Source organism: Collinsella sp. SGI.180 (assembly GCF_050313455.1).
In the GTDB taxonomy this organism is placed as follows: domain Bacteria; phylum Actinomycetota; class Coriobacteriia; order Coriobacteriales; family Coriobacteriaceae; genus Collinsella.
The window spans coordinates 24,938-47,628 of record NZ_JBNPLL010000015.1; the positions used below are offsets into that span (position 1 = coordinate 24,938).

Annotated in this window: 20 protein-coding genes and 5 tRNA genes; 14 read left to right on the plus strand and 11 right to left on the minus strand. The window is 58.0% G+C overall.

Annotated features, from left to right (window positions below; genetic code table 11):
- Window positions 1-9 precede the first annotated feature (9 nt).
- The 7 genes from ACQRAP_RS06610 to rpmH form a co-directional block, all read right to left on the minus strand.
- Window positions 10-810, minus strand: coding sequence for a ParA family protein (locus tag ACQRAP_RS06610; RefSeq protein WP_427729019.1), 801 nt, complete (start codon window positions 808-810; stop codon window positions 10-12).
- Window positions 811-940: 130 nt separating this feature from the next.
- Window positions 941-1,678: a 16S rRNA (guanine(527)-N(7))-methyltransferase RsmG gene (gene rsmG, locus ACQRAP_RS06615; protein WP_427795192.1), complete on the minus strand. Its 738-nt coding sequence runs from the start codon at window positions 1,676-1,678 to the stop codon at window positions 941-943.
- 96 nt (window positions 1,679-1,774) lie between these two features.
- The gene (locus ACQRAP_RS06620) at window positions 1,775-2,344 is read right to left on the minus strand and encodes a protein jag (RefSeq protein WP_154516793.1); all 570 of its coding nucleotides are present in this window, start codon (window positions 2,342-2,344) and stop codon (window positions 1,775-1,777) included.
- Window positions 2,345-2,388: 44 nt separating this feature from the next.
- The gene (locus tag ACQRAP_RS06625; RefSeq protein ID WP_154516790.1) at window positions 2,389-3,159 is read right to left on the minus strand and encodes a YidC/Oxa1 family membrane protein insertase; all 771 of its coding nucleotides are present in this window, start codon (window positions 3,157-3,159) and stop codon (window positions 2,389-2,391) included.
- Window positions 3,160-3,188: 29 nt separating this feature from the next.
- Window positions 3,189-3,413, minus strand: a complete 225-nt coding sequence (yidD, locus tag ACQRAP_RS06630; RefSeq protein ID WP_154516787.1) for a membrane protein insertion efficiency factor YidD — start codon at window positions 3,411-3,413, stop codon at window positions 3,189-3,191.
- Window positions 3,410-3,748 carry a ribonuclease P protein component gene (gene rnpA / locus ACQRAP_RS06635; protein WP_154516785.1) on the minus strand — a complete coding sequence of 113 codons (339 nt, stop codon included), beginning with the start codon at window positions 3,746-3,748 and terminating at the stop codon, window positions 3,410-3,412. The genes yidD and rnpA overlap by 4 nt, the downstream gene beginning before the upstream one ends.
- A gap of 20 nt (window positions 3,749-3,768) precedes the next feature.
- Window positions 3,769-3,903: a 50S ribosomal protein L34 gene (gene rpmH / locus ACQRAP_RS06640; protein WP_019127408.1), complete on the minus strand. Its 135-nt coding sequence runs from the start codon at window positions 3,901-3,903 to the stop codon at window positions 3,769-3,771.
- Window positions 3,904-4,269: 366 nt separating this feature from the next.
- Here rpmH and ACQRAP_RS06645 point away from each other — a divergent pair, with 366 nt between their 5' ends.
- The 14 genes from ACQRAP_RS06645 to typA all read left to right on the plus strand — a co-directional run bounded on the left by ACQRAP_RS06645 (window position 4,270) and on the right by typA (window position 19,566).
- On the plus strand, window positions 4,270-5,625 hold the full coding sequence (locus ACQRAP_RS06645) for an ATP-binding protein (protein ID WP_427795193.1): 1,356 nt from the start codon (window positions 4,270-4,272) through the stop codon (window positions 5,623-5,625).
- 15 nt (window positions 5,626-5,640) lie between these two features.
- Window positions 5,641-7,344: a DnaA ATPase domain-containing protein gene (locus tag ACQRAP_RS06650; protein ID WP_427729026.1), complete on the plus strand. Its 1,704-nt coding sequence runs from the start codon at window positions 5,641-5,643 to the stop codon at window positions 7,342-7,344.
- 238 nt (window positions 7,345-7,582) lie between these two features.
- On the plus strand, window positions 7,583-8,686 hold the full coding sequence (dnaN, locus tag ACQRAP_RS06655; RefSeq protein ID WP_427748154.1) for a DNA polymerase III subunit beta: 1,104 nt from the start codon (window positions 7,583-7,585) through the stop codon (window positions 8,684-8,686).
- 9 nt (window positions 8,687-8,695) lie between these two features.
- Window positions 8,696-9,802 carry a DNA replication/repair protein RecF gene (gene recF / locus ACQRAP_RS06660; protein ID WP_427717918.1) on the plus strand — a complete coding sequence of 369 codons (1,107 nt, stop codon included), beginning with the start codon at window positions 8,696-8,698 and terminating at the stop codon, window positions 9,800-9,802.
- Window positions 9,789-10,352 (plus strand): DciA family protein, encoded by a 564-nt coding sequence (locus tag ACQRAP_RS06665; RefSeq protein ID WP_427795194.1) that lies wholly within the window; start codon window positions 9,789-9,791, stop codon window positions 10,350-10,352. The genes recF and ACQRAP_RS06665 overlap by 14 nt, the downstream gene beginning before the upstream one ends.
- Window positions 10,353-10,456: 104 nt before the next feature.
- A complete protein-coding gene (gyrB, locus tag ACQRAP_RS06670; RefSeq protein WP_427717924.1) occupies window positions 10,457-12,487 on the plus strand; it encodes a DNA topoisomerase (ATP-hydrolyzing) subunit B in 2,031 nt (676 codons plus the stop codon).
- Window positions 12,488-12,696: 209 nt separating this feature from the next.
- Entirely contained in the window at window positions 12,697-15,384 is a 2,688-nt protein-coding gene (gene gyrA, locus ACQRAP_RS06675) for a DNA gyrase subunit A (RefSeq protein ID WP_427795201.1), read from the plus strand.
- 297 nt (window positions 15,385-15,681) lie between these two features.
- Window positions 15,682-15,758: transfer RNA gene (locus ACQRAP_RS06680), tRNA-Ile, on the plus strand.
- Between the two features lie 67 nt (window positions 15,759-15,825).
- Window positions 15,826-15,901 (plus strand) — tRNA-Ala (locus ACQRAP_RS06685).
- A gap of 4 nt (window positions 15,902-15,905) precedes the next feature.
- A tRNA-Ile gene (locus ACQRAP_RS06690) sits at window positions 15,906-15,982 on the plus strand.
- A gap of 257 nt (window positions 15,983-16,239) precedes the next feature.
- The gene (locus ACQRAP_RS06695) at window positions 16,240-16,740 is read left to right on the plus strand and encodes a bifunctional nuclease family protein (protein ID WP_427748159.1); all 501 of its coding nucleotides are present in this window, start codon (window positions 16,240-16,242) and stop codon (window positions 16,738-16,740) included.
- A gap of 33 nt (window positions 16,741-16,773) precedes the next feature.
- Window positions 16,774-17,130: a hypothetical protein gene (locus ACQRAP_RS06700; protein WP_427795195.1), complete on the plus strand. Its 357-nt coding sequence runs from the start codon at window positions 16,774-16,776 to the stop codon at window positions 17,128-17,130.
- 30 nt (window positions 17,131-17,160) lie between these two features.
- Window positions 17,161-17,610 carry a hypothetical protein gene (locus tag ACQRAP_RS06705; protein ID WP_427729039.1) on the plus strand — a complete coding sequence of 150 codons (450 nt, stop codon included), beginning with the start codon at window positions 17,161-17,163 and terminating at the stop codon, window positions 17,608-17,610.
- Window positions 17,611-17,727: 117 nt separating this feature from the next.
- Complete coding sequence (gene typA / locus ACQRAP_RS06710) at window positions 17,728-19,566, plus strand: translational GTPase TypA (protein WP_154516764.1); 1,839 nt, start codon at window positions 17,728-17,730, stop codon at window positions 19,564-19,566.
- A 104-nt stretch (window positions 19,567-19,670) separates the two neighbouring features.
- Here the strand turns inward: typA and ACQRAP_RS06715 are convergent, their stop codons facing one another.
- The 4 genes from ACQRAP_RS06715 to ACQRAP_RS06730 all read right to left on the minus strand — a co-directional run bounded on the left by ACQRAP_RS06715 (window position 19,671) and on the right by ACQRAP_RS06730 (window position 22,217).
- A complete protein-coding gene (locus ACQRAP_RS06715; RefSeq protein ID WP_427795196.1) occupies window positions 19,671-20,816 on the minus strand; it encodes a hypothetical protein in 1,146 nt (381 codons plus the stop codon).
- 184 nt (window positions 20,817-21,000) lie between these two features.
- Window positions 21,001-21,690 (minus strand): trimeric intracellular cation channel family protein, encoded by a 690-nt coding sequence (locus tag ACQRAP_RS06720; protein ID WP_229770653.1) that lies wholly within the window; start codon window positions 21,688-21,690, stop codon window positions 21,001-21,003.
- Between the two features lie 297 nt (window positions 21,691-21,987).
- Window positions 21,988-22,078, minus strand: a tRNA-Ser gene (locus ACQRAP_RS06725).
- A 48-nt stretch (window positions 22,079-22,126) separates the two neighbouring features.
- Window positions 22,127-22,217: transfer RNA gene (locus tag ACQRAP_RS06730), tRNA-Ser, on the minus strand.
- Window positions 22,218-22,691: the final 474 nt, after the last annotated feature.

The following is a 22,691-nucleotide window of genomic DNA, read 5'->3' on the forward strand; positions in this document are numbered from 1 at the left end:
TTCCTAGGACTAGGCACGCTTGATCACCTCTTTGGCAAGGTTCATATACGCCTTTGCACCCTTATTTTGCGGCGCATATGTAATTACCGGCTCACCGAACGACGGTGCTTCTGATATTTTAACCGTACGCGGAATCAAGGTCTTAAATGCCTTATCGCCAAAGTACGACTGCACTTCTTCGACAACCTGATTTGAGAGCGATGTTCGCGAATCATACATCGTCATAAGCACGCCATAGGTATCAAGGCTCTTATTTAGGCGTGTTTTGACCATCTTCATCGACTCAAGCAGCTTCGTGACACCTTCAAGTGCGTAATACTCACACTGAATCGGAATCAGAACACTGTCCGCCGCCGTCAACGCATTAATGGTCAACAAGCCAAGTGAAGGCGGACAGTCGATAAATATAAAGTCAAACTCATCCTTAACAGGCTCAAGCAGATCCTTCAAGCGTGTTTCTCGTGCAATTGCGCTTACAAGCTCAATTTCGGCACCTGCAAGCTGGATAGTAGCCGGAATTACAAATACCTTACTGCAATTTGTATCAAGAACAAGCGATTCAGCCGGAACATCATTCAGCAATGCATCATAGATGCAGTTATCGAGTTCTTCTTTTTCGATTCCAAAGCCGCTCGTGCTATTACCCTGTGGATCAAAATCAACAATCAGCGTCTTTCGACCCTGTTCACCCAGTGCTGCTGCAAGGTTTACTGCTGTGGTGGACTTACCCACACCACCCTTTTGATTGATGATTGCGATGATACGCGTGTCTTTTGCGCTCTTAGAACGCTTAACGTCGCGAAATCCCACGGTCCCTCCTGGTGTATTTTAAGCTGTTAAACGGAGGATGTTTCACGTGAAACATTCCGATTCATCATCTGTTATGTTTCACGTGAAACATAACAAGTAATTACTATCCATTATGTTTCACGTGAAACATCTAGGCAAGCGGATTCTTCTTCGCCATGCCATTAGCACGTGGAAGTGAAATAGCTGCTGGACGAGATTTTTTTAGAATGATAAACTCGCGATGACCCAAGCCATTTGGCAAATCTAAATCATCTGTCATAAGTGTGGTGAACCCGCATATGCTAGCGGCAGTTAGACCAGACTGAAGTTCGACGTCTGACGGGTTTCCCTTAGTGATAACAAAGAGACCACTATCTATTAGAAATGGTGAAGCGTACTCGACGAGAACCGGTAACGGTGCAAGTGCACGAGCGGTAACAACAGCAAACTGTTTCTTATGGCTTCGGGCATATTCTTCAAGACGATCATGAACCGCGTGAGCATGCTTGAGACCGAGAGCCTCAACAAATGAGTTCACGGCATCAACCTTCTTGCCAACCGAATCGATATAGGTAGCCTTACGTCCGCTAGCAATTGTCAAAGGGATACCAGGAAACCCAGCACCAGTACCCATGTCTAACAAAGCGCCTTCTGGAGCTATGTCTATATAGGGAAGCAACACAAGCGAATCAAGAATATGAAGAACAGCCGCATCTTCGATATTTAGGATGCGCGTAAGATTGGTGGTCTTATTAGCCTCCAAAACAAGATCTAGATGCTCAATACAGGAGCAAAGTGCATCATGGGAGACCTTCAAAGAATAGTCTTCGCAATACGAAATTAGACGACTAAGCATCTGGCTTGCCTGCTCATCGGTTAGTACAAACAAGACAAACTCCTATCTGACAAAAATCAGTGTATCAAGAACTTTTGACAAAAAAAGGGGACGTGGAAACCACGCCCCCTTAAGATAAGCTCGTTTAGGTTATCGAGCAACAATCACAACATGACGATCGGGGTCAGAACCCTCGGAATGCGTGTCGACGGCATCGTTGCCGCGAAGAGCAATATGAACCAGACGGCGCTCGTAGGCATTCATGGGCGGAAGCGAAACGCTTTTGTGAGTGCGCACTGCCCGCTCGGCAGCAGACTGAGCCATAGAGGCAACCTTGTCCTGGCGGCGGCTCTTATATCCCTCGACGTCGACGACGACCGGATACCTAAAGCCTAGCTTGCGGCTCACCAACAGCGAGAACATAACCTGAAGGGCATCAAGGGTGCGACCATGACGACCAATAAGGACGGCAAGGTCGGGAGCCGTTACATCAAGAATCAGTTCGCCCTCGTCGCCCTCATACTCATCGATAGGAGAGTTGGCGGCGTCGAAATGCGAAAGGATGGAACGAAGAATAGAAATCGCAACATCGGCAATGGTGTCGAGTTCTTCGTCCGTAAGCTCTTCACCAGCCTTGTAGCGCTGTGCAATCTCGAGATAATCGCCCGCGGCCTGCGGGGCAACCTCCTCAAGCATATCCTCGACGATCTCTTCAGACATAACGTACTCCAAAAGTTAGGTACCTAAATAAGATTACTATACCGCTACTTCTTCTTGTGCGGGCGCGGCTTCTTCTCGCGACGCGTGACCTCAACCTGCAGCGGGGCGTTCTTAAGACGCTCCTCCTCTTCGGCCTTAGCCTTCTCGATAACCTTCTGCGTCACAAAGATCTGCTGGATGACCTGCCAGGCAGAAGACACGTCGTAGTACAAAAGAACACCAACGGGCAGGCTCCAACCCATCCAGAGCATCATGACGGTCATGACGACGGCCATCATGCGCATGCTCTGGGCCTGCTGGCCAGTCTGATTGCGCGACATGTACAGCTGCGGAATCAGGGTCAGGACAGCAAACAGAATCAGGCAAACCAGCGCAGGCAGTGCGACCATAAAGCCATCGGCAAAAGAGGCACTCGGCGTGGTGGTCAGATCGGGCAGAATGTTGAAGAACGAGAAGGTGCCCTCGTTAAAGTAATGAGGCAGGTTTTGCAGAAGCGTAAACAGGGCGATGAGGATAGGCATCTGAATCAGAAGCGGCAGGCAGCCGGACAGCGGATTGAACTTGTTCTCGCTGTAGAACTTCTGCATCTCCTCGGCCTGACGCTGGGGGTCGTCAGCGTAGCGCTCCTGGATCTCGAGCATCTTGGGCTGCAGCACCTGCATACGGGCCGTCGACTTGGTCGACTTGAGCATGAGCGGCGTCAGCAGCAGACGGACGATGACCACCAGAATAATGATGGACAGGCCCCAGTCGACCGCAAAGGTCTGGATGAGCTTGAGCAGCTCGAAAAGGATGTTAACGATCCAATCCCACATGTAATTTTTCCTCCGATAGCGAGTGCCCGCTAGGGCACAGGGTCATAACCGCCGACGTGCAGGGGATTGCAGCGAGCGATGCGCCTCACGGCAAGCCAGCAGCCTCTACAAACACCGTATTTCTCGATAGCCTGGACGGCGTAATGAGAACACGTTGGATAATAAATGCAGGCGTCAGGCAATAAGGGCGAAATAACCTGTTGATATATGCGAATAGGAGCGATGGCAACACGTCGCAAAACGTGATTGCTCATCGCTCCTCCCCGGCAACGCCGGCGCGTATCACAAGCGAACGCAATGCCTCGTTCATCTCCTCCGGCGACGAGATCCTCGTCTTGGGGGTCGCGAACAAGATGATGTCATAACCCGCAACGGGAAATCCGCAGCTGCGGGCGGCCTCGCGCATCACACGCTTAGAACGGTTGCGCACAACTGCGCAACCGAGTCGTTTAGCACCAACGAAGGCGACCCTTCCAGAGTCGCCTTCGCCAACCGATTCACATATGGTCATTCGAATCAGAGGATGATTGAAACGACGCCCCTGACTGAACACATGCTCGAAATCTTGCCGAGACTTAATAGTCTTCATGCGAGATGTGTGTATCGCTGCTAGACAGTGAGACGCTTGCGGCCCTTGGCGCGGCGACGGGCGAGCACGGCACGACCACCCTTGGTGGCCATACGGGCACGGAAGCCATGGGTCTTGGCACGCTTACGCTTATTAGGCTGATACGTACGCTTCATCTTAAGTTCCTCCTGCTGCATTTCGAGTGTCCGCGAGGGCGCGGACGCAGATATAGACACGTGAGCTTGAAGATTGTAGGGAAATCAATGTTCAAATGTCAAGAAATCAAAGGTAAAAGGTTGCGCAGTTCACACGGTTCCGCCATAAGCCGGATGAGTTTTTGAGTATGACTCCAACTTTTCACGATATTTCACCGAGTTTTCGACAGGTCATGTTGGCAATGTTGAGAACTTTTCGCCCATTTTCCAAAGTTTTCAACATGTTTTGAAAACTTGTCGAAAGATGAGAAACATTGCGCGGTGAGCTACTATTTATCCGAAACCTTTTGAAAGATTGCGAGCGGCATGTCTGACGACTTTTACACCATGGTCGATTCCGGTGACCCGGCACCCGACAACGAGCACATCAACGGCGTACGCGAAGAGCGCGAAGAGGGCGAGCAGACATCGAAACAGACACCAAAAACCATGTATGCGGCGCGCATCGCCGTCTATGACGACATGCTTTCGACCCCGCGCGTGATCGTCATCGAGCCGCAAGACATCCGCACGTATCTGGAAGAGACGACTAACACCGTCTACCAGTGCATGAAAGAGCAAGGCGGACACATCTCGCTCATGGTTATCCGCGAGATTGTCGAAAACTTTATCCACGCCCACTTTGCCGAACCCATTATCTCGATCCTGGACGGCGGGGAAACTATCCGCTTTGCCGACCAAGGTCCGGGCATCGACGACAAAGAGCGCGCCTTCGACTTTGGCGTCACCAGCGCAAACAGCAAGATGAAGCGGTATATACGCGGCACCGGGGCAGGTTTTCCCATGGTGCAGGAATACCTGGAAAACGCCGGCGGGGCAATCTCCATCGAAGATAACATGGGCAACGGCACCGTCGTCACGGTGAGCCTCGACCCCAAGCGCGTGCAGGAAATTGAGCGCGCGGGAGGGCGCGGGGCAGCCGTGCGCCCCGAGGCCCAGGGGTCGGAATACCCACTGCCGGGAGCATTTCCACAGCAAGCAATGATGACTCCGCAGCAAACCATGGCCGCGTCCCCACTACAACAGCCCATGGCTTCGCAGCAGATGCATCAACCCGGCATGCCGCCCATGCAGGACCCCCAGCCCGCGGGACAGACGACAACTCAAGGCTCGGCAGAGTCCATGGTCCCGGCCGATTTGGATGCAGCCGCGATGCAGCAGGTGACGGACATGCAAGGAGCGCGGCAGATGGGCTTCCAACCGTACCCGCAGGCATATCCGGGACAATATATGCCGCAGCAGGGATACTCCCAGCAATATATGCAGCAGTATCCCCAGGGCTATCAGCAGCCGTATCAGCAGATGCCGCAGCCGTACCATCCCTGGGCCCAGCAGATGCCGCCGCAGCCATACCAACAGTGGCCGCAAAGTTTTCAACAGCCGATGCCAACCATGCAGAGTTCTCAACAACCAGCAGCTCAAATGATGTATCCTAATGCGGCGAATCAATACGCACAGCCGCAACCGGACGTATTTGTGAGCGAGCGCGGCAACGCGGCGCTGGGATATCTGGCTCAAAACCAAGAGTGCGGCGCCACCGACCTGGCGCGAGCATTTGGAAACTCCGCGCCCACGTGGTCACGCACACTCAATGACTTGGCGCAGGCCGGCTTGGTAATCAAACACGGTCAGAAATACCATCTGACCGAACTCGGCAGCGCTCGCGTGCGTGCCCAAAGTTAAGGAACGGGAGAGACAGTGGACGAGGAAGCAAGCATCATCCTGGAGGATGCCATCGCCTTTTGCCAGCGCGACGGCCAAGATGCGCGCCTCATCAACATGTTGGGGCAATCGCGTGCCGTGAGCCTAACCGAGGACACCTTGACCATCGAGGCACCGTCGCGCTTTGCCATTGCGCAGCTCAAAAAGCACCAGCCGACTATCGAGCACTACCTAGAAGAGATTGCCTTTGCGCCGATCGCGCTCAACATCGTGGCCCCGCAGGGTCCCACGGCAGGCGCCACAGGGGCGGCACCCGCCACTCCCCCTTTGACGACCGCCGCCCCTGTGGCGGCTCCGGAGACCAATGCGGGCGATGTTTCCCGTGAAACCATGCCCCACGCAACAGCCGTGCCGGTAGCAACCGCTCCCAGTGTTTCGCACATGCCCGTCGCGCACGACGCAGCGCCGGGCGAAGAACCGGGCATCGCGATCAAAAACACGCTGTCGGCCGACGATTTCCGCCGCATGATGAATCAGATGAAGGGCGTGGCACCCGCCAAGAGCGCAAAACCAGTCTCGACATCGCCTGTGAGCGTGCCTGCGGCTGCGGCCCCGGGCGAGCAGAACGCCGATGGCGCGCCCCTCGTGGCCAACTCAAAATTCACCTTCGAAAACTTTGTCTACGGCCCCGAAAACAGCCACGCCTATCGTTCGGCGCTTAAATTCGCCGCACTCGCAGACGAACGCGGTACTTGCACATCCCTGTTCATCTATGGCAAATCGGGCTTAGGCAAGACCCACCTGCTGCTCGCTATCAAAAACGAGCTCGCCGAGAAGTCGCCCGAGATCAAAGTGAAATACGCCAACTCACAGGCATACATCGATGATCTGATGACAGAATTCGACCGCCAAAAGAAGAGTAACGCCCCCATCATGCAGGCATACCACGGCGTGGACGTGCTCATCATCGATGACATCCAAAACATCATCGGCAAACGCGCGAGCGTGGACTACTTTTTCCAGCTCATGGACGAGTTTATCCGCAACAACAAGAAGGTCGTGATTGCCGCAGACCGTGCGCCCAAGGACCTGAACATGGACGAGCGCCTGACCAGCCGCTTTAACGCCGGCATGCTCTGCTTGGTAGCAGAGCCCAGCTACGAGATGAAGTACAAGATTCTGCAGCGCTATTACGAGAACACGATCGCGGCGGCGCCCGAGGCGGGGGACGACTCGCTGCTGGCGGCCTACGGTGGCGACAGCGGACATCTGACTGACGAACACTTTAAACACATGGCGGAGGTATCGGGCACCAACATCCGTGAGCTCGAGAGCTTCTGCGAGCGCTGCGCCGGGGAGGCGGGCGACCGCGAGCGCGAGGGTAGCGAGCTGAGCTTCGACGACATCGATGCCATCGCCAGCCAGTACTTCGACACGTCGGCCAAAAAGATCAACGTGCAGACAGTTCAGTCTGTTATCGAGGAGCAGTACGGCGTGACGCATGAGGAGCTCATTGGTCCGCGCCGCAATGCCAATATCGCCAAGGCGCGCCATATCGCCATCTACCTAGCGATCGAGATGTGCGAGATGACAACCACCGCCGTGGGTGCGGAGTTTGGCAACCGCAACCACTCGACCGTCAGCACGAGCTACAAAAAAGTCCAGAAGATGATCCAGGAAGACCGGACCGTGACCGAGGACCTCAAATCGCTACGGGACAAAATTACACTGCGCTCGTAGGGAAATAGGCACACCTGTTGAAAACTTGTTGAAACCGCGGGCATAAGGTGTCTAAAACCCAGCCCGCTCCGATGAAAAGTTTTGCGCAGGTTTTGAACGTGGAAAACGACCCCTGTTGCACACAGGGAACTGTCGATTCTCTTTTTGGGTTTGACCTGCATGTTTGGGAGTAATCAACAGTTTCGTCAGTACTATTACTATTATTAAGATATTTATATCTATAGAAAGGTATTAAAAGATGAAGTTCACCGTCAGCCAGAGCTCGCTTACGCAAGCAATCGGCGTCGTCATGAAGGGTGTCGCTTCGGCATCCACCCTCCCTATTCTGTCGGGCGTGCTCATCAAGGCACAAGACGGCATCTTGGAATTCCAAACCTCTAACTACACTATCTCGATTCGTCACCGCATCGCGGCACATGTGGAAGAGGAAGGTGAGATGGTAATCCCCTGCAAGATGCTCTCCAACATCACCAAGACCCTTCCCGATGCCCCAGTTACCTTTGAGCTTTCGGAGCGCCAGGTGCTGATCGGTTGCGAGAAGAGTTCCTTCCGCCTGAATACGCTCGATGCCAACGATTTCCCCGAGTTCCCGGCCTATGCCATCGAGAGCGCCGTTGAGCTCCCGACCGACATTCTGTCCGAGATGGTCAGCCGCGTGTGGCGCGTCACCTCGACCGACAAGGCCCGCCCCATCCTGGGCGGTGTGCATATGAGAGTCGAAAACAACACCGTGCGCCTGGTGGCGACCGACTCCTTCCGTCTGGCCGTGTGCGATACGCAGGTGGAGACCTCGACGCTCGAGGGCTCCTTTGAGCTCAACGTGCCGGCCGATGCCTTCAACGACGCCCTGAGCATCATGGCGAGCCAGGCGACCATTATGATCGGTGCCACCGACACCCAGGTTGTCTTTGAGGCCGGCAACACCACCTACGTGTCGCGCCGCATAGAGGGTGTGTATCCCAACTACAAGCAGCTCATCCCCGATTCGTGCGTAACGAGCGTCAAGATCGACGTGGCGGCTTTTAATGCCGCCCTCAAGCGCGTGGCGGTCATCGCGAGCGCAAACCCCGCCGTCAAGTTTGAGATCGATGTCGAGAACGGCCAGATGGGCCTGTCCTCCATCTCCAATGACCAGGATCTGGCGCAGGAGACGATCGATGTCGAGGCCGAGGGCGAGTCGGGCACCATTGCCTTTAACTACCACTACATCTTTGGCTGTCTCAACGCCCTGTCCAAGGAGAAGGAGATCACGCTGGAGCTCAAGAGCTACTCGCAGGCCGGCATCTTTAAGTCCTACGACAAGATCAACTATCTGTACCTGGTCATGCCGGTGCGCATCTAGCGGCGCCCTATGGCCATGTTCGCCCGCGATCTTTCCGTCGCGCGCTACCGCAGCTTCGATAGCTATCGCCTGGAACTGAGCGATGGCGTGACGGTGCTCGCGGGGCCCAACGCGGCGGGAAAGACCAACCTCATAGAGGCGCTGCAGCTGCTAACGAGCGGCGCCTCGTTTAGGCATTCCACTGCCGTCGAGCTTGTGCACGACGGCACGGGTTTGTGCAAGGCCGAGCTTAGGCTCGAGGGCGATGGCCGCGTGCTGGACATGGGGCTATGTGTGGAGGACGGTAAGCGTTCGTTTAGCCGCAACGGCAAGCGATGCGCCGCCTCTGGCGTGCGCGGCGTGCTGCCGAGTGTTTTGTTCTGCCCCGATCATCTGGATATGGTTAAGCGTGGTGCCAGCGTGCGTCGCGCCGCGCTCGACGACTTTGGCGTGCAGCTGAGCGCTCGCTATGCCGATCTGGCAAGCGCCTACGGCCGCTGCGTGACGCAGCGCAACGCCCTGCTCAAAGAGACATGGTGCTGCCGTGAGATGCTCGGTGCGTGGAATGAGTCGATTGCCCGCGCCGGATCGGCCCTGCTGGTGCACCGCTTGGCCCTGCTCGATCGCTTGGACGCCCACGTGCGCAATGCCTACGGGCTGGTTGCGTCCGGGGAGGAGGCCGATGTGGCCTATGCGTCCACGTTGGGGGAGCTGCCCCAGACCGATGACCGCGAGGAGCTGAGGGGCTGGGCATACGAGCACATGCTCGCGGCGCTCGACGAGCGCGCCGACGAGGAAATCCGCCGCGGCGTGACACTCGTGGGTCCGCACCGCGACGAGATTGAGTTTTCGGTCGCCGGCCGCTCGGCTCGCTCGTTTGCCAGTCAGGGTCAGCAACGTACGTTGGTCCTGGCTTGGAAGGTGGCCGAGGTGGCCGTAGCCCGCGATATTCTGGGTACCGCCCCGCTGCTGCTTTTGGATGACGTGATGAGCGAGCTCGACGGCGATCGCCGCGCCGCTTTTTTGCAGCTGATCGGCGACGACATCCAGACAGTCATAACCACCACCAATTTGGGATACTTTACCGATGAGTTGCTTGATCGAGCCAAGGTGGTGAGCATGGGTGAGGCATGCTAATTACGAGCGTGAGAACGGCACGGCTGCCTTCAGTGACTTTTTGGGTGCCGAGCGCCAGCGCATCTTGGCGTCGGCTACGCCCGAGCGTCGTGCGCAAATGGAGGCCGCCGAGGAATCGCGTACGGTCTACCGTGCTTGGAACGCGGTGTGCTCGGGCACGCGCGAGGGCCGGCACGTGACGGGGCTGCGTTATCTTCCCGAGTCCAACGAGCTGCTGGTGTATCTCGATTCGCCCTCGTGGACACAGGAGATGACACTTTTGCGCGAGATAATCCGCGCACGCATGGAGCGTGCCGGCGCGCATGTGGATGGCCTGGTATTTAAGACGACCCGTCCCGGCCACACGCCGCCCGCGGCAAAAGAGCGCCTGCGCCCGGTCGCGCCCCCGCGCCCGCCCGCGCCGCATGCCGACCTGAATGAAGCCGAGCGCGCCGAGATCGAGCGCCAGGTGTCGCCCATCGAAGACCAAAAACTGCGTGAGGCCCTCCAGAACGCCATGAGGGCCAGTGCCGAGTGGGCCAAGGGCGTGCAAAGCAAAAAAGAGTCTTAAATCGCATCTGGTGGCCTTGTATAGGCAAATACCCTCGTCCCCGAGGGTATTTTTTACGATAAAATAGTAAGGCTATACAGATTTTCTTAACCGAAGGAGGACGTGTGGCAAACGAAAACGATTACGATGGCGGCGAAATTAAGATCCTCGAGGGTCTCGAAGCCGTCCGTAAGCGCCCGGGCATGTATATCGGCTCGACGAGCGCCAGCGGTCTGCACCACCTGGTGTGGGAGATCGTTGACAACTCCGTCGACGAGGCCATGGCCGGTTTCTGCACCGAGATTCAGGTGACGGTCCACGCCGACAACTCCATTACGGTCGTCGATAACGGGCGCGGCATCCCCGTCGACGAGCACCCTGTCAAAAAGATTCCGACGCTCGAGGTCGTCATGACGATCCTTCACGCCGGCGGTAAGTTCGATAACTCGGCCTATAAGGTTTCCGGCGGCCTGCACGGCGTGGGCATCTCCGTTGTCAACGCCCTGTCCAAGCGCGTGGTCGTACAGGTGCGCCGCGACGGAAATATCTACGAGATGGAATTCTCGCGCGGCAAGACCGTCAAGAAGATGGAGGTCGTGGGCACCTCGGATTCGACGGGCACCACCGTCTCCTTCTGGCCCGACGACGAGATCTTCGAGACCTGCGTCTACGATTTCGATACACTGCACAATCGTCTGCAAGAGACGGCGTTTCTCAACAAGAACCTCAAGATCGTGCTGACTGACGAGCGTGAGGCGGCTCCCCGCGTGGAGGAGTTTTGCTACGAGGGCGGCATCATCGACTTCGTCAAGTTCCTCAACGACGGCAAGGACGTCCCCGAGGCCTTTAAGGAGCCCATCTACATTGAGGGCAAATCGGACCCGGATGCGCCCGTGGCCAAGATGGGCGAGGTCGAGGTGTCCCTGCAGTGGAACGCCGGTTATGGCGAGAACGTCATGTCGTTTGCCAACGACATCTACACCCCCGAGGGCGGCATGCACCTTGAGGGCTTCCGCACCGCCCTCACCCGCGTGATTAACGATTACGCCCGCAAGCAGAACCTGCTTAAGGAGAAAGAGGCCAACCTGAGCGGTGACGACGTGCGCGAGGGTCTCTCGGCCGTCATCTCGGTCAAGCTGCCCGATCCGCAGTTTGAGGGCCAGACCAAGGCCAAGCTCGGTAGTTCCTACATGCGCGCGCTTACGCTCAAGATTGTGACCGACGGTCTTGCCGACTACCTCGAGGAGCACCCCAAGCCCGCCCGCGAGATCGTCAAGAAGGCGCAGCAGGCCTGCAAGGCCCGTAACGCCGCCCGCAAGGCGCGCGAGGCGACCCGTCGCAAGAGCCTGCTCGAGACGGCGTCGCTGCCCGGCAAACTCGCCGACTGCTCGGTGCGCGATGCCGAGCTGACCGAGCTCTTCATCGTAGAGGGCGACTCGGCAGGCGGTTCGGCCAAGGACGGCCGTCGCCGAGACATCCAGGCGATTCTGCCCCTGCGCGGCAAGATTCTGAACGTCGAGCGCGTGGGCGACCATCGTGCGTTCTCGAGCGACACCATCCAGTCGCTGATCACCGCGATCGGTTGCGGCGTTACGACGAGCGCCGGCGACGGCGGCGACTTCGATATCACCAAGGCGCGCTACCACAAGATCATCATCATGACCGATGCAGATGTCGACGGTGCGCATATCCGCATCCTGCTGCTGACGTTCTTCTACAAGTACATGCGTCCGCTGATCGATGCCGGCTATGTCTATGTTGCCTGCCCGCCCATCTTTGGCATTAAGGTGCGCAACAAGATCCACTACGTGTATCCCAACGGCCGACAGCCCGAAGACGAGATTCTGCGCGACACCATTCAGAGCCTGGGCCTGAACCCCGACGACAACGACGAGGACGGCAAGGCCAAGGATGGCAAGATCACCAAGAAGCGCAAGGGCTATACCGTCCAGCGCTACAAGGGCCTGGGTGAGATGGACCCCAAGCAGCTTGCCTCGACGACGATGGACCCCAAGACCCGCATTTTGCAGCGCGTGACGATCGAGGATGCCGTGGTGGCGGACCGTGCCGTACGCGAGCTCATGGGTTCCGAGGTGGGCTATCGCCGCGAGTACATTGAAAAACACGCGCATGATGCACGCTTCTTAGATGCCTAACCTGTTCGGCTTTCCCAGCCACCGCACCTTCGCCCTCAATCGTCGGTCGCGTACCCAAGTACGCTTCCCTCCTCTTTCGGGCGAATCTGCGGCACCTGGAAAAGCCGTCTCCGTGGTAGGGAACTAATGGACCACGCAAACCATGAGGAGGTAACGTGGCAGACGATATCAACAACAACGAGGGTGTGGACGAGGCCGGCGACGCCGGTATGCCCGATGATCTGAAGCGCCTGCTCGCCCGCGCCGAGCAGGGCGAGGACGGCGATCCGGATTCCTACAACCCCGATGTCGAGGATGAAGAGGAAGAGGATGACGACGCCGAGCTCGAGGAGAGCTTTGGCGCGGTCGATCGCGGTGCCTCGGCCGGCGAGGACATCAACGGCGGCCAGCTCCAGATTTCGGAGTTTGGCCGCGAGATGAAGCAGTCGTTTATCGAGTACTCGATGTCGGTCATTACGGCACGCGCCCTGCCGGACGTGCGCGACGGCTTAAAGCCGGTGCACCGCCGCATCCTGTACGCCATGAACGAGAGCGGCATCTACCCCAACCGCCCGCACAAGAAGTCGGCCTGGACGGTCGGCGAAGTTATCGGTAAGTACCACCCCCACGGCGACTCCGCGGTCTATGAGACCATGGTTCGTCTGGCGCAGTGGTTCTCCATGCGCACGCCGCTTATCGACGGCCACGGCAACTTTGGCAACATCGACGGCGACGGTGCCGCAGCTATGCGTTACACCGAGAGCCGTCTGGCAAAGCCCGCCATGGAGCTGCTCCGCGACCTGCAGAAGGATACCGTCGACTGGCAGCCCAACTACGACGAGTCTCTCGCCGAGCCCGTGGTACTGCCCGCACGCTTCCCCAACCTGCTGGTTAACGGCAGCCAAGGCATCGCTGTAGGCATGGCCACCAATATCGCCCCGCATAATCTCACCGAGGCGATCGAGGCCACCTGCTACCTGATCGACAACCCCGACGCCACCGTCGACGAGCTCATGCAGATTATGCCCGGCCCGGACTTTCCCACCGGTGCCATCATCATGGGTAGCGCCGGCATTAGGCAGAGCTACGAGACCGGCCGCGGTTCCATCACCGTGCGTGCCAAGGCCCATGTGGAGTCCACCAAGACCGGCCGCAGCCGCCTGGTCTTTACCGAGATTCCCTACATGGTCAACAAGGGCACCCTGCAGGAGAAGATCGCCCAGCTCGTAAACGACAAGCGCATCGAGGGCATCTCGGACATGCGCGACGAGTCCAACCAAAAGGGCATCCGTCTGGTCATTGAGCTCAAGAAGGGCGTTATCCCGCAGGTCGTACTTAACAACCTGTATAAGTACACCTCGCTGCAGACCACCTTTGGTGCCAACAATCTGGCGCTCGTCAATGGCGTTCCCAAATGCCTGAGCCTGCGCGAGATGCTGCAACACTACATCGACCACCAGGTCGACGTAGTCACCCGCCGCACCCACTTTGACCTTAAAAAGGCCCAGGCCCGTGCACATATCCTTGAGGGCTACCTTATGGCCCTCGACCATATCGACGAGGTCATTAGCATCATCCGCTCCTCGCAGACCGATTCCGAGGCCAGCAGCCGCCTGATTGAGCGTTTTGGCTTTACCCCCGAGCAGACCACGGCCATCCTCGAGATGAAGCTGCGTCGCCTGACCGGCCTGGAGCGCGACAAGATTCAGGAAGAGCTGGACGGCCTGCGCCGTGCTATCGCCTACTACGAGGACCTGCTGACGCACGAGGAGAAGATTCTGGGCGTCATCAAGGAAGAGATGCGCGAGATCTCCAAGAAGTTTGGCGACAAGCGCCGTACCGAGATCAGCCAGGTCGAGAAGGATCTGGACGTCGAGGACCTCATCGCCGACGAGGACATGGTCGTGACCATCACCCACACCGGCTATGTGAAGCGTATCCCGGTGGCCGCTTACCGCGCCCAGAAGCGCGGCGGCAAGGGCGTGTCGGGCGTCAACCTTAAAGAGGACGACGTTATCGACGAGATGTTTATCGCGTCCACCCACGAGTATGTGCTGTTCTTCTCGAGCAAGGGCAAGGTCTACCGTCTGAAGGTGCACGAGCTGCCGGTTGGTACGCGCCAGGCGCGCGGCACCGCAATCGTCAACCTGCTTCCCTTTGAGGAAGGCGAGAAGATCGCGAGCGTCATTAGCTGTCGTGAGTTCCCCGCCGATGAGTACCTGATGTTTGCCACCAAGAACGGCATGGTCAAGAAGACCGTGATGAGCGCCTATGATCGCAGCCGCCGCGATGGCCTAATCGCCATCAACCTGAGGGACGACGACGCGCTGCTCGCCGTGCGCCGCGTACGCGAGGGCGACAAGATCATCATGGCCACCACTGCGGGCAAGGCGATCATGTTCCCCGAGGACCAGGTTCGCGCTACCGGCCGCGACACCAGCGGCGTCCGCGGCATTGGCATGAAGGACGGCGTGAGTGTCTTGGGCATGGAGGTCACCAACGGCGAGGGCGACCTGTTTGTCATTACCGAGTGCGGCTACGGCAAGCGCACGCCGGTCTCGGATTATCCGGAGCAAAACCGCGGCGGCCAGGGTGTCTACACCATCCAAATGACCGAGCGCAAGGGCAACCTTGCGGCCATGAAGGCGGTCGGCCCGCAGCATGAGCTGTTTATCGTGACGGAGGGCGCGACGGTCATTCGCGTCAAGACCGACGAGATCAGCCAGACCGGTCGAACCACGCAGGGTGTCAAGATGATGACCGTAAGCGATGACGACCGCGTGTGCGCCGTTGCCCGCATGACGGCCGCCGAAGAGAAGCCCGAGGGCGAAAGTGCCGAGACCGCAGACGTCACCGAAGAGGCCCCAGTCGACCTAGGCGACGGCAACGACATGCCAGAGGATCTCCTAGACGAGTAAGAGGCCCTAGCTGGTAAAAATCATCAGACCCCATATATCGGCGGTCGGCGCACTGCGCGCCGACCGCTTTTTTGAAAACCTTGGGACCCCATGGTCGCTGGGCTGGCGAGATAGTGTTGGTTTGTCGCGAGTTCCGCACGCAAAGAAGGCCACTTAATGTGGCCTTCGTCTTGCGCAGGACTGCCCGAGCGGCAAACCAACACTATCTCGCCAGCCCAGCGACCACCCCTCCCAAAGATTTTCAAAAAAGTTGTTGACGCGCGCGTAACGACTCGTCTAATATATCCCTTGCGCGATGGACCTGTAGCTCAGTTGGTTAGAGCGTCCGGCTGATAACCGGGAGGTCACAAGTTCGAATCTTGTCAGGTCCACCACTTTCTTTCGCAATAAACACCCCAGCGAGAGCCGAGTCGCCGCTGGGGTGTTTATTACTGTCTCCGTGGGGGTTTAGCTCAGCTGGGAGAGCGCGGGCTTTGCAAGCCTGAGGTCAGGGGTTCGATCCCCCTAACCTCCACCATGATGGACCTGTAGCTCAGTTGGTTAGAGCGTCCGGCTGATAACCGGGAGGTCACAAGTTCGAATCTTGTCAGGTCCACCATCAAAACGTTAAGAGCCCTGGGGCATTGCCTCGGGGCTTTTTTCTTACCCGTTGGAGCAGTTAATTTGGGACGGGGCTTTTTTGGCTACCCTGTTCTGCGCAGCCTCAGTTTCTAGACCTGCCGCTGGGTAGCTAAAAAAGCCCCGTCCCAAATTAACTGCTTTGATTTTGTGTGCTGGGCGAAAGATTGGGTAGTATAGCTATTCAATGCGGCGGAGCTGCCGCGCATGCCAATCACAACGCACCGGAGGTGTTCCATGGTTCGTGTCGACATAGAGACCATCGTCATGGCCGCCGGTCCCGTGCCATCGCTGATCGTCTTGCGCGAGCGTTGCCGTAAGTCGGATTCGTCCGCGCCGCTGCGCTCTCTTTCCATCCAGACCGGTTCCTACGAGGCAGCGGCCATCAGCCGCGGTATCGATACCGGCCGCACCGATCGCCCCATCACCCACGATCTTTTGCTCGATACCATCGAAGTGGTGGGAGCGAAGATCGAGCGTATCGAGATCGTGCGCGCCGAGCCGCCGGTGTTCTACGCGACGGTCGTCGTGCACACCGATAGGGGCGAGCGTATGCTTGACGCACGACCGAGCGACGCTATCGCCCTTGCCGTGCGCAGCAATGCCCCCATGTTTGTGGAGGACGACATCATGAATCGCTTGGGCACCGTCTCTCCGCTTGCCGACGAGGTTGACGACGAGAGTGAGTTCGAGAAGTTTGACGAGTTTGTCCACACGCTCTCGCCCGATGATTTCTAAATGTCGGTTGAGCACGATGCACGGCGAGCGCTGATGGGTACCAGTGTGTCGACCGAAGCAGCCGCTATCGCGCGTGAGGCCCATATACGCGCCGAGGCATTTGAGGCCGCGCGCATTGCGTATGTGACGCAGGCTCGCACCCTTCGCGAGCGCCGTGACTCCTATATCAAGATGGTTGTTGTCTCCGCGCTTGCCGCGGTAATCTTGTCGCGGCTTCGTGGTACAGTTGGTGCGCTTGGGTTTTCGATTTCGACGGGCCTGGTGATCTGGGGCGTGGTCGATGCGGTAATGCTGACCAACCAGATCAAGGTGCTCGACAAGCGCGCGGCGGAGATGGTTCGCGCCCGTGACGCTGCCGCCAGAATCGCGGCCGAGGCACAGGAGTTATAACGACGCCGAATGCGATGGGAAGGTCAAAAGATGGCACAGGATATGCAGAACGCCGGTAACGTCTCCGCCGAGCTCGACGCCATGGTGTGCGATCTGATCGGTGCGTTTTTGGACGACCTTGCCGCCGGTGAAAACCCGGGCGTTGTCGTGGCGATCGAGGATGCCGCCTCCAACCGCTATCTTGCGGCTCTCGACGAGGACGGTGAGGAGGCATGCCTGGAGGCTGCCACCAACTTTATCTCCGAGCACAAGATGGGTCTCAAGGACGAAGGCCTGGGCCGCATCGCCCGCTATGCCATCGGCTACACCGGCTGTGTGGAGATCGAGGGCGGATATCACGACGCTTTGCTCGTTAGCTTCTTCGAGACCACGCTCGAGAGCGGTTTTTCGGCATATGTGCTGTACGAGGGCATGGGCGCCGGCGATGGTTTTATGTGGAGCGACCCTGAACCTGCAGGTGAGGAAACCCCTCTCATCTAGAATCGCTAAAATAAACGAGTTTTCGGTAAAAGGCTCAATATTCCCGCCGAGCGTTGTGTTGCTGGACGGGTCACATACGCGTGCCGTTTGTATATAGATAGAAGATAGGGGAACTACATGCGCGTAGACAATCTGAGGAACATCGCCATTATCGCCCACGTCGACCACGGTAAGACGACGATGGTCGATAAGCTCCTGCGTGCCACGGACGCCTTCCGTGCCAACCAGCAGGTCGAGGATCGCGTCCTGGACTCCAACGACCAGGAGCGCGAGCGCGGCATCACGATTCTCGCCAAGAACATCTCTATCGAGTACAAGGACGTTAAGATCAACGTCATCGACACCCCGGGCCACGCCGACTTTGGCGGTGAGGTCGAGCGCGTGCTGCGCATGGCCGACGGTGCCCTGTTGCTGGTCGACGCCTTTGAGGGCCCCATGCCCCAGACCCGCTTCGTCCTACGTCACGCCATCGACACCGGCCTTAAGATCATGATCGTCATCAACAAGATCGACCGTCCGGGCGCCAACCCCGAGAAGGCCTACAACGACTGTCTGGACCTTATGGCCGACCTGGGCGCCACCGACGACCAGCTCGAGTTTGCCATGGAGCACGTGGTCTATGCCAGCGCCATGAATGGCTTTGCCCGCCTTGACCCCAACGACGGCAACATGGATATGTACCCGCTGCTCGACATGATCATCGACGACATGCCCGCGCCCGAGGTTGACGAGACCGCGCCGCTCGCTATGCAGTGCGTGACCATCGACCACTCCAACTTTGTCGGCCGCATCGGCATTGGCCGCGTGTACTCCGGCACCATTCGCCAGGGCGATCAGATCCTGGTCGTCAAGAACGACGGTTCCAGCGCCACCGCTACCGTCAAGCAGCTCTTTACCTTCGACTACCTGGGCCGCACCGAGTGCCAGGAAGTCGGCGCCGGCGACATTGCCGCCGTCGTGGGTATCGAGCGCACCGACATCGGCGATGTCTACACCGATCCCGAGAACCCCGTCGAGCTCGAGCCTATCGAGATCGATCCGCCGACCCTGTCCATCGTCTTTGAGGCCTCGACCTCTCCGCTCGTCGGCCGCGATGGCGACATTGTGGGCGCCCGTCAGCTCAAGGAGCGCCTGTTCAATGAGGCCGAGAACAATGTGACCATGAAGATCGAGGAGCTCGAGGACAAGAGCGGCGTCGAGGTCTCGGGCCGCGGCATTCTGCACCTGTCCGTCCTGATGGAGTCCATGCGTCGCGAGGGCTTTGAGTTCCAGGTCGGCCGTCCCCGCGTTCTGTTTAAGAAGGATGAGAACGGCAACAAGATGGAGCCCGTCGAGCAGGCTGTCGTCGAGTGCCCGGACGAGTACTCGGGCAAGGTCGTCGAGGTCTTTGGCACCTCTGGCGGCATTATGACCAGCATGGACACATCGGGTATCGTGACGCACCTTGAGTTTAAGATCCCGACCCGCGGCATCATGGGCCTTAAGAACCGCATCATGAACGTCACTCACGGCGAGGGCGTGTTCTATCACACCTTCCTGGAGTACGGTCCTTACGCCGGCGAGATCGGCAACCGTCAGAACGGCGCCATGATCTCCATGACCACCGAGAAGGCCGTTGCCTACGCTCTGGGCACGCTGCAGGAGCGCGGCCAGCTGTTTGTTGAGCCGGGTGTCGAGTGCTACGAGGGCATGATCGTGGGCGAGCGCAGCAAGGCCGGCGACATGGTCGTCAACATCGCCCGTACCAAGAACCTGGGCAACCAGCGTTCCTCGACCTCCGATATCTCCGTGCAGCTGGTGCCGCCTCGCACCTTCTCGCTGGAGGAGGCGCTGGAGTACATCGCCGATGACGAACTGGTGGAGATCACCCCCAAGAACATCCGTCTGCGCAAGCGTCTGCTCAACGCCACCGATCGCAAGAAGGCTGCCGTTCGCGCCGGTCAGGTCAACAAATAAGCGCTGAACTCTGTAGCATTCACAAGAAAGGGCGTCGACCATCGCGGCCGGCGCCCTTTTTGTACCACCACAAAGAGAAAGGACACCTTTGCGGTGGTTGGCGGTTAGGCGGAGGGAAGGCCTGGGGTGTTGGGGGCCTGTTGCGGCTTGACGTGGGCGTTGCGCCAGATGATCTGAATGAGATAGCCCAGCATAAAGACGAAGGCTACGCCGCTGATAAAGTTGCCCATAAGGGGAAGTGCCGTAAGGGCGCCGGCGATGGCGCCGCCCACGGCGGCCATGGCGTAGCGGTTCTGGCTGTGCCCGACCATGCGTGCGATCGCGGTGCCCGCAAAGGCCGCCGAGACCAGGGCGATGCCGATGACGCCGCACATCAGGGCTCCGGCGAGCGACAGGCCGGCAATCGAGATGATGAGCAGCAAGATGGCGGGAACGGCGGCTACCGTGCCCAAAAGACCGCCCACCCACAGCGGGGCGGGGTGCTGGTGAAGCATGCCGGCCGCGCTGGCTGTTGCACGCGGAAAGACGAGCTCAAGGAGAATCGCGACAAAGCAGGTGGAAAGAGCTGCGGCAACGATGCCGCCGATGACGTCGTTGATGGTGGAGGTATCCTCGTTCTCGGTGCGGTCGATCTTGAGGGCTCCAACTTTGGCGCCGTCGGCGCGTTCGGGATCCTGTGAGACATGAGCGTTTACGGTGCCGGTGATGTTGGCGTTTTTGCCGAGCACCAGCTTTTCGGCCCAGACCTCAACATCGCCATCGACAGTGCCGTCGATGGTTACCGTACTGCCCGCGAGCACTGCCGACTTGGCGGAGCCGCGCAGGGCAACCGTCTCACCTGCGGCATAGAAGCAATTGGCGGTACTGCCGGAGTTAAGTACGACGTGCTGAGCGGCAACTGTCACGCTTCCATCAATGGTGGTCTTGGCGATATCGATGGTGCGCGCTGCCAGGCGAACGGCGCCGCCTACGGTGCAGTCGCGAATAGACAGGCTTTCGCCGGCGGCGATGATATCGCGGTCGATGGACGCGTCGTCCAGGCTAAGGCTTTGACCGGCCCAGTACAGATCGCCCCCGACGCCGGATGGACTGGAGTCCCCGTCGGACACGAAAACATTGCCCGCGGTGTCGGTGCCGGCGAATGCCATGGAAGGCAGCGCGGTAAACGCCAGCGCGATAAGCGCGAAGGCCATAATGAGGTGTCCGCGCATGTTGTGACGTTGCGCCGCCGCGGGTTGGTTGTGAGGCATGGTGAATCCTTTGCTTGGTGATTTGCATACGACCAATATGGTACCCATTGCGCCTTCGCTCTAAAAGAAACTCGCGGTTGCAGTATTCTGCATGGGCAATTGCCTACGTAAGGCGTCGCGGGATATCGGGCCTGCGGCCGGTTGTAGATAGGCTGTCACCTTGCGATGGGCCGGGCCGTGCTATCTATTTTTTACGATGTAGGAAACGCGCGATATCGTCCTCGGTGGGGCTTTTGATGTCAAAGCGCAGCGAGAGCCAGCGAAGGCCCATGGTCACTGCGACGCAAACGACCAGCGCGACGACATTGCTGACTAAGCCGCTCATGACAAGGCAAACATAGCTTGCCGATCCAGCGATAGCCGCGATGGCATAGAAGTTGGTGCGCTGGAAAATACCCGGCACCACGCCCATAAAACCATCGCGCAGCATGCCGCCGCCTACCGCGGTAAAAAAGCCCATCATGATGCACACGACCGGTGCAAATCCGTACACGAGCGCCTTATCTGCGCCGGTTGCCGCATAAATACCCACCGAGATGATGTCGAGCAGGGGGATGAGCTTGTCGGGCTTGTCGACGATGGCAGGGAAGATGTAGATGATGGCCGCCGTGGCGATGGACAGCGGCAGCGCCATGGGCTGGTTAAGGATGTAGACGTTGCCCACCTGGAGCGTCATATCGCGCAAAAGACCGCCGCCCAGACCGCAGACCACGGCGAGCGCGACGGCGCCCACCAGATCGAGTTTGTGCTCGCGCGCAACCAGTACACCCGAAATCGACGCCGCGACGACAGCGAACATCTCGAGCCAAAACGGGATGGCAACCATGGCATCCGAGGCGTGTGCGGTAACGATTACAGTGGCGATGACGGGCAAGGTGGGTTCCTTTGGGTAGTTGGATTGGAAAATGCCCGTACATAGTACATGGTTGTGGGAGGTCGTGACCCCATTGCTCGGTAAACGGTCGGAACTGGGCGCGGTCACAGGTTCCAAACATGTACATCAGCATCCAAAAACGACATTTTTTGACATCTTTGGAGGGTGATGTACATGTTTAGAGATCTGGGTTGGTGTTGAACGCCCTGGCGGGTTCGAACCCCTCCTCCGCCGTATTTGTTTGTAAGGGACTCAAAACAAAAAAGCTCCCTTTGTTGGGAGCTTTCTCAACCAAAATGGCGGAGGAGGAGGGATTCGAACCCTCGTGACCTTATACAGGCCAAACGGTTTTCGAGACCGCCGCATTCAACCACTCTGCCACCCCTCCGCGTGGGGTAAAAACAAAGCAGGCACAAAGGCCTGCTTTGGAATTAACTGGCGGAGAGTCAGGGATTTGAACCCTGGAGACGCTTTTGACGCCTACACGATTTCCAATCGTGCTCCTTCGGCCACTCGGACAACTCTCCGTTAAATGCGAAAGTCAGTATACACGAGGAATCGCAAAGTGCAAACCAAAAACTTGGCATTTTTTAAATTGCATCGCTCCGTCGTTTGCCCAACCGTGCCGAAACCAATCGATGACCTGCGTAATCGGCCCAGGCGAACTGTTCAAATGAGGTAGTTACGGACGGTCGGGAATCAAGTTTAATAATTCAAAATGTCGCGTTGTACCGCTGGTATGCATTTTGCGACCGCAGCCATGCTGCGAGCGACTTGCGGTTATCTGGCAGAAAGTCGGTATGTACCCGCCCTTGTCCTCAAATCCGTCAAGCTCTTGGACAGCATTTGGTTGGAATATGCAAGAAAGGCCGTGCGAGTATGGGCATATGTGGAGGTCATGAGGTTGTAGCTGCATATTCTTGCAGCCTGGGAGGTTGAAAGATACTATTACCAAGTCTTTTCCTGCTTCAGGCGCACCTTCACGACCTGAAGCCACATTT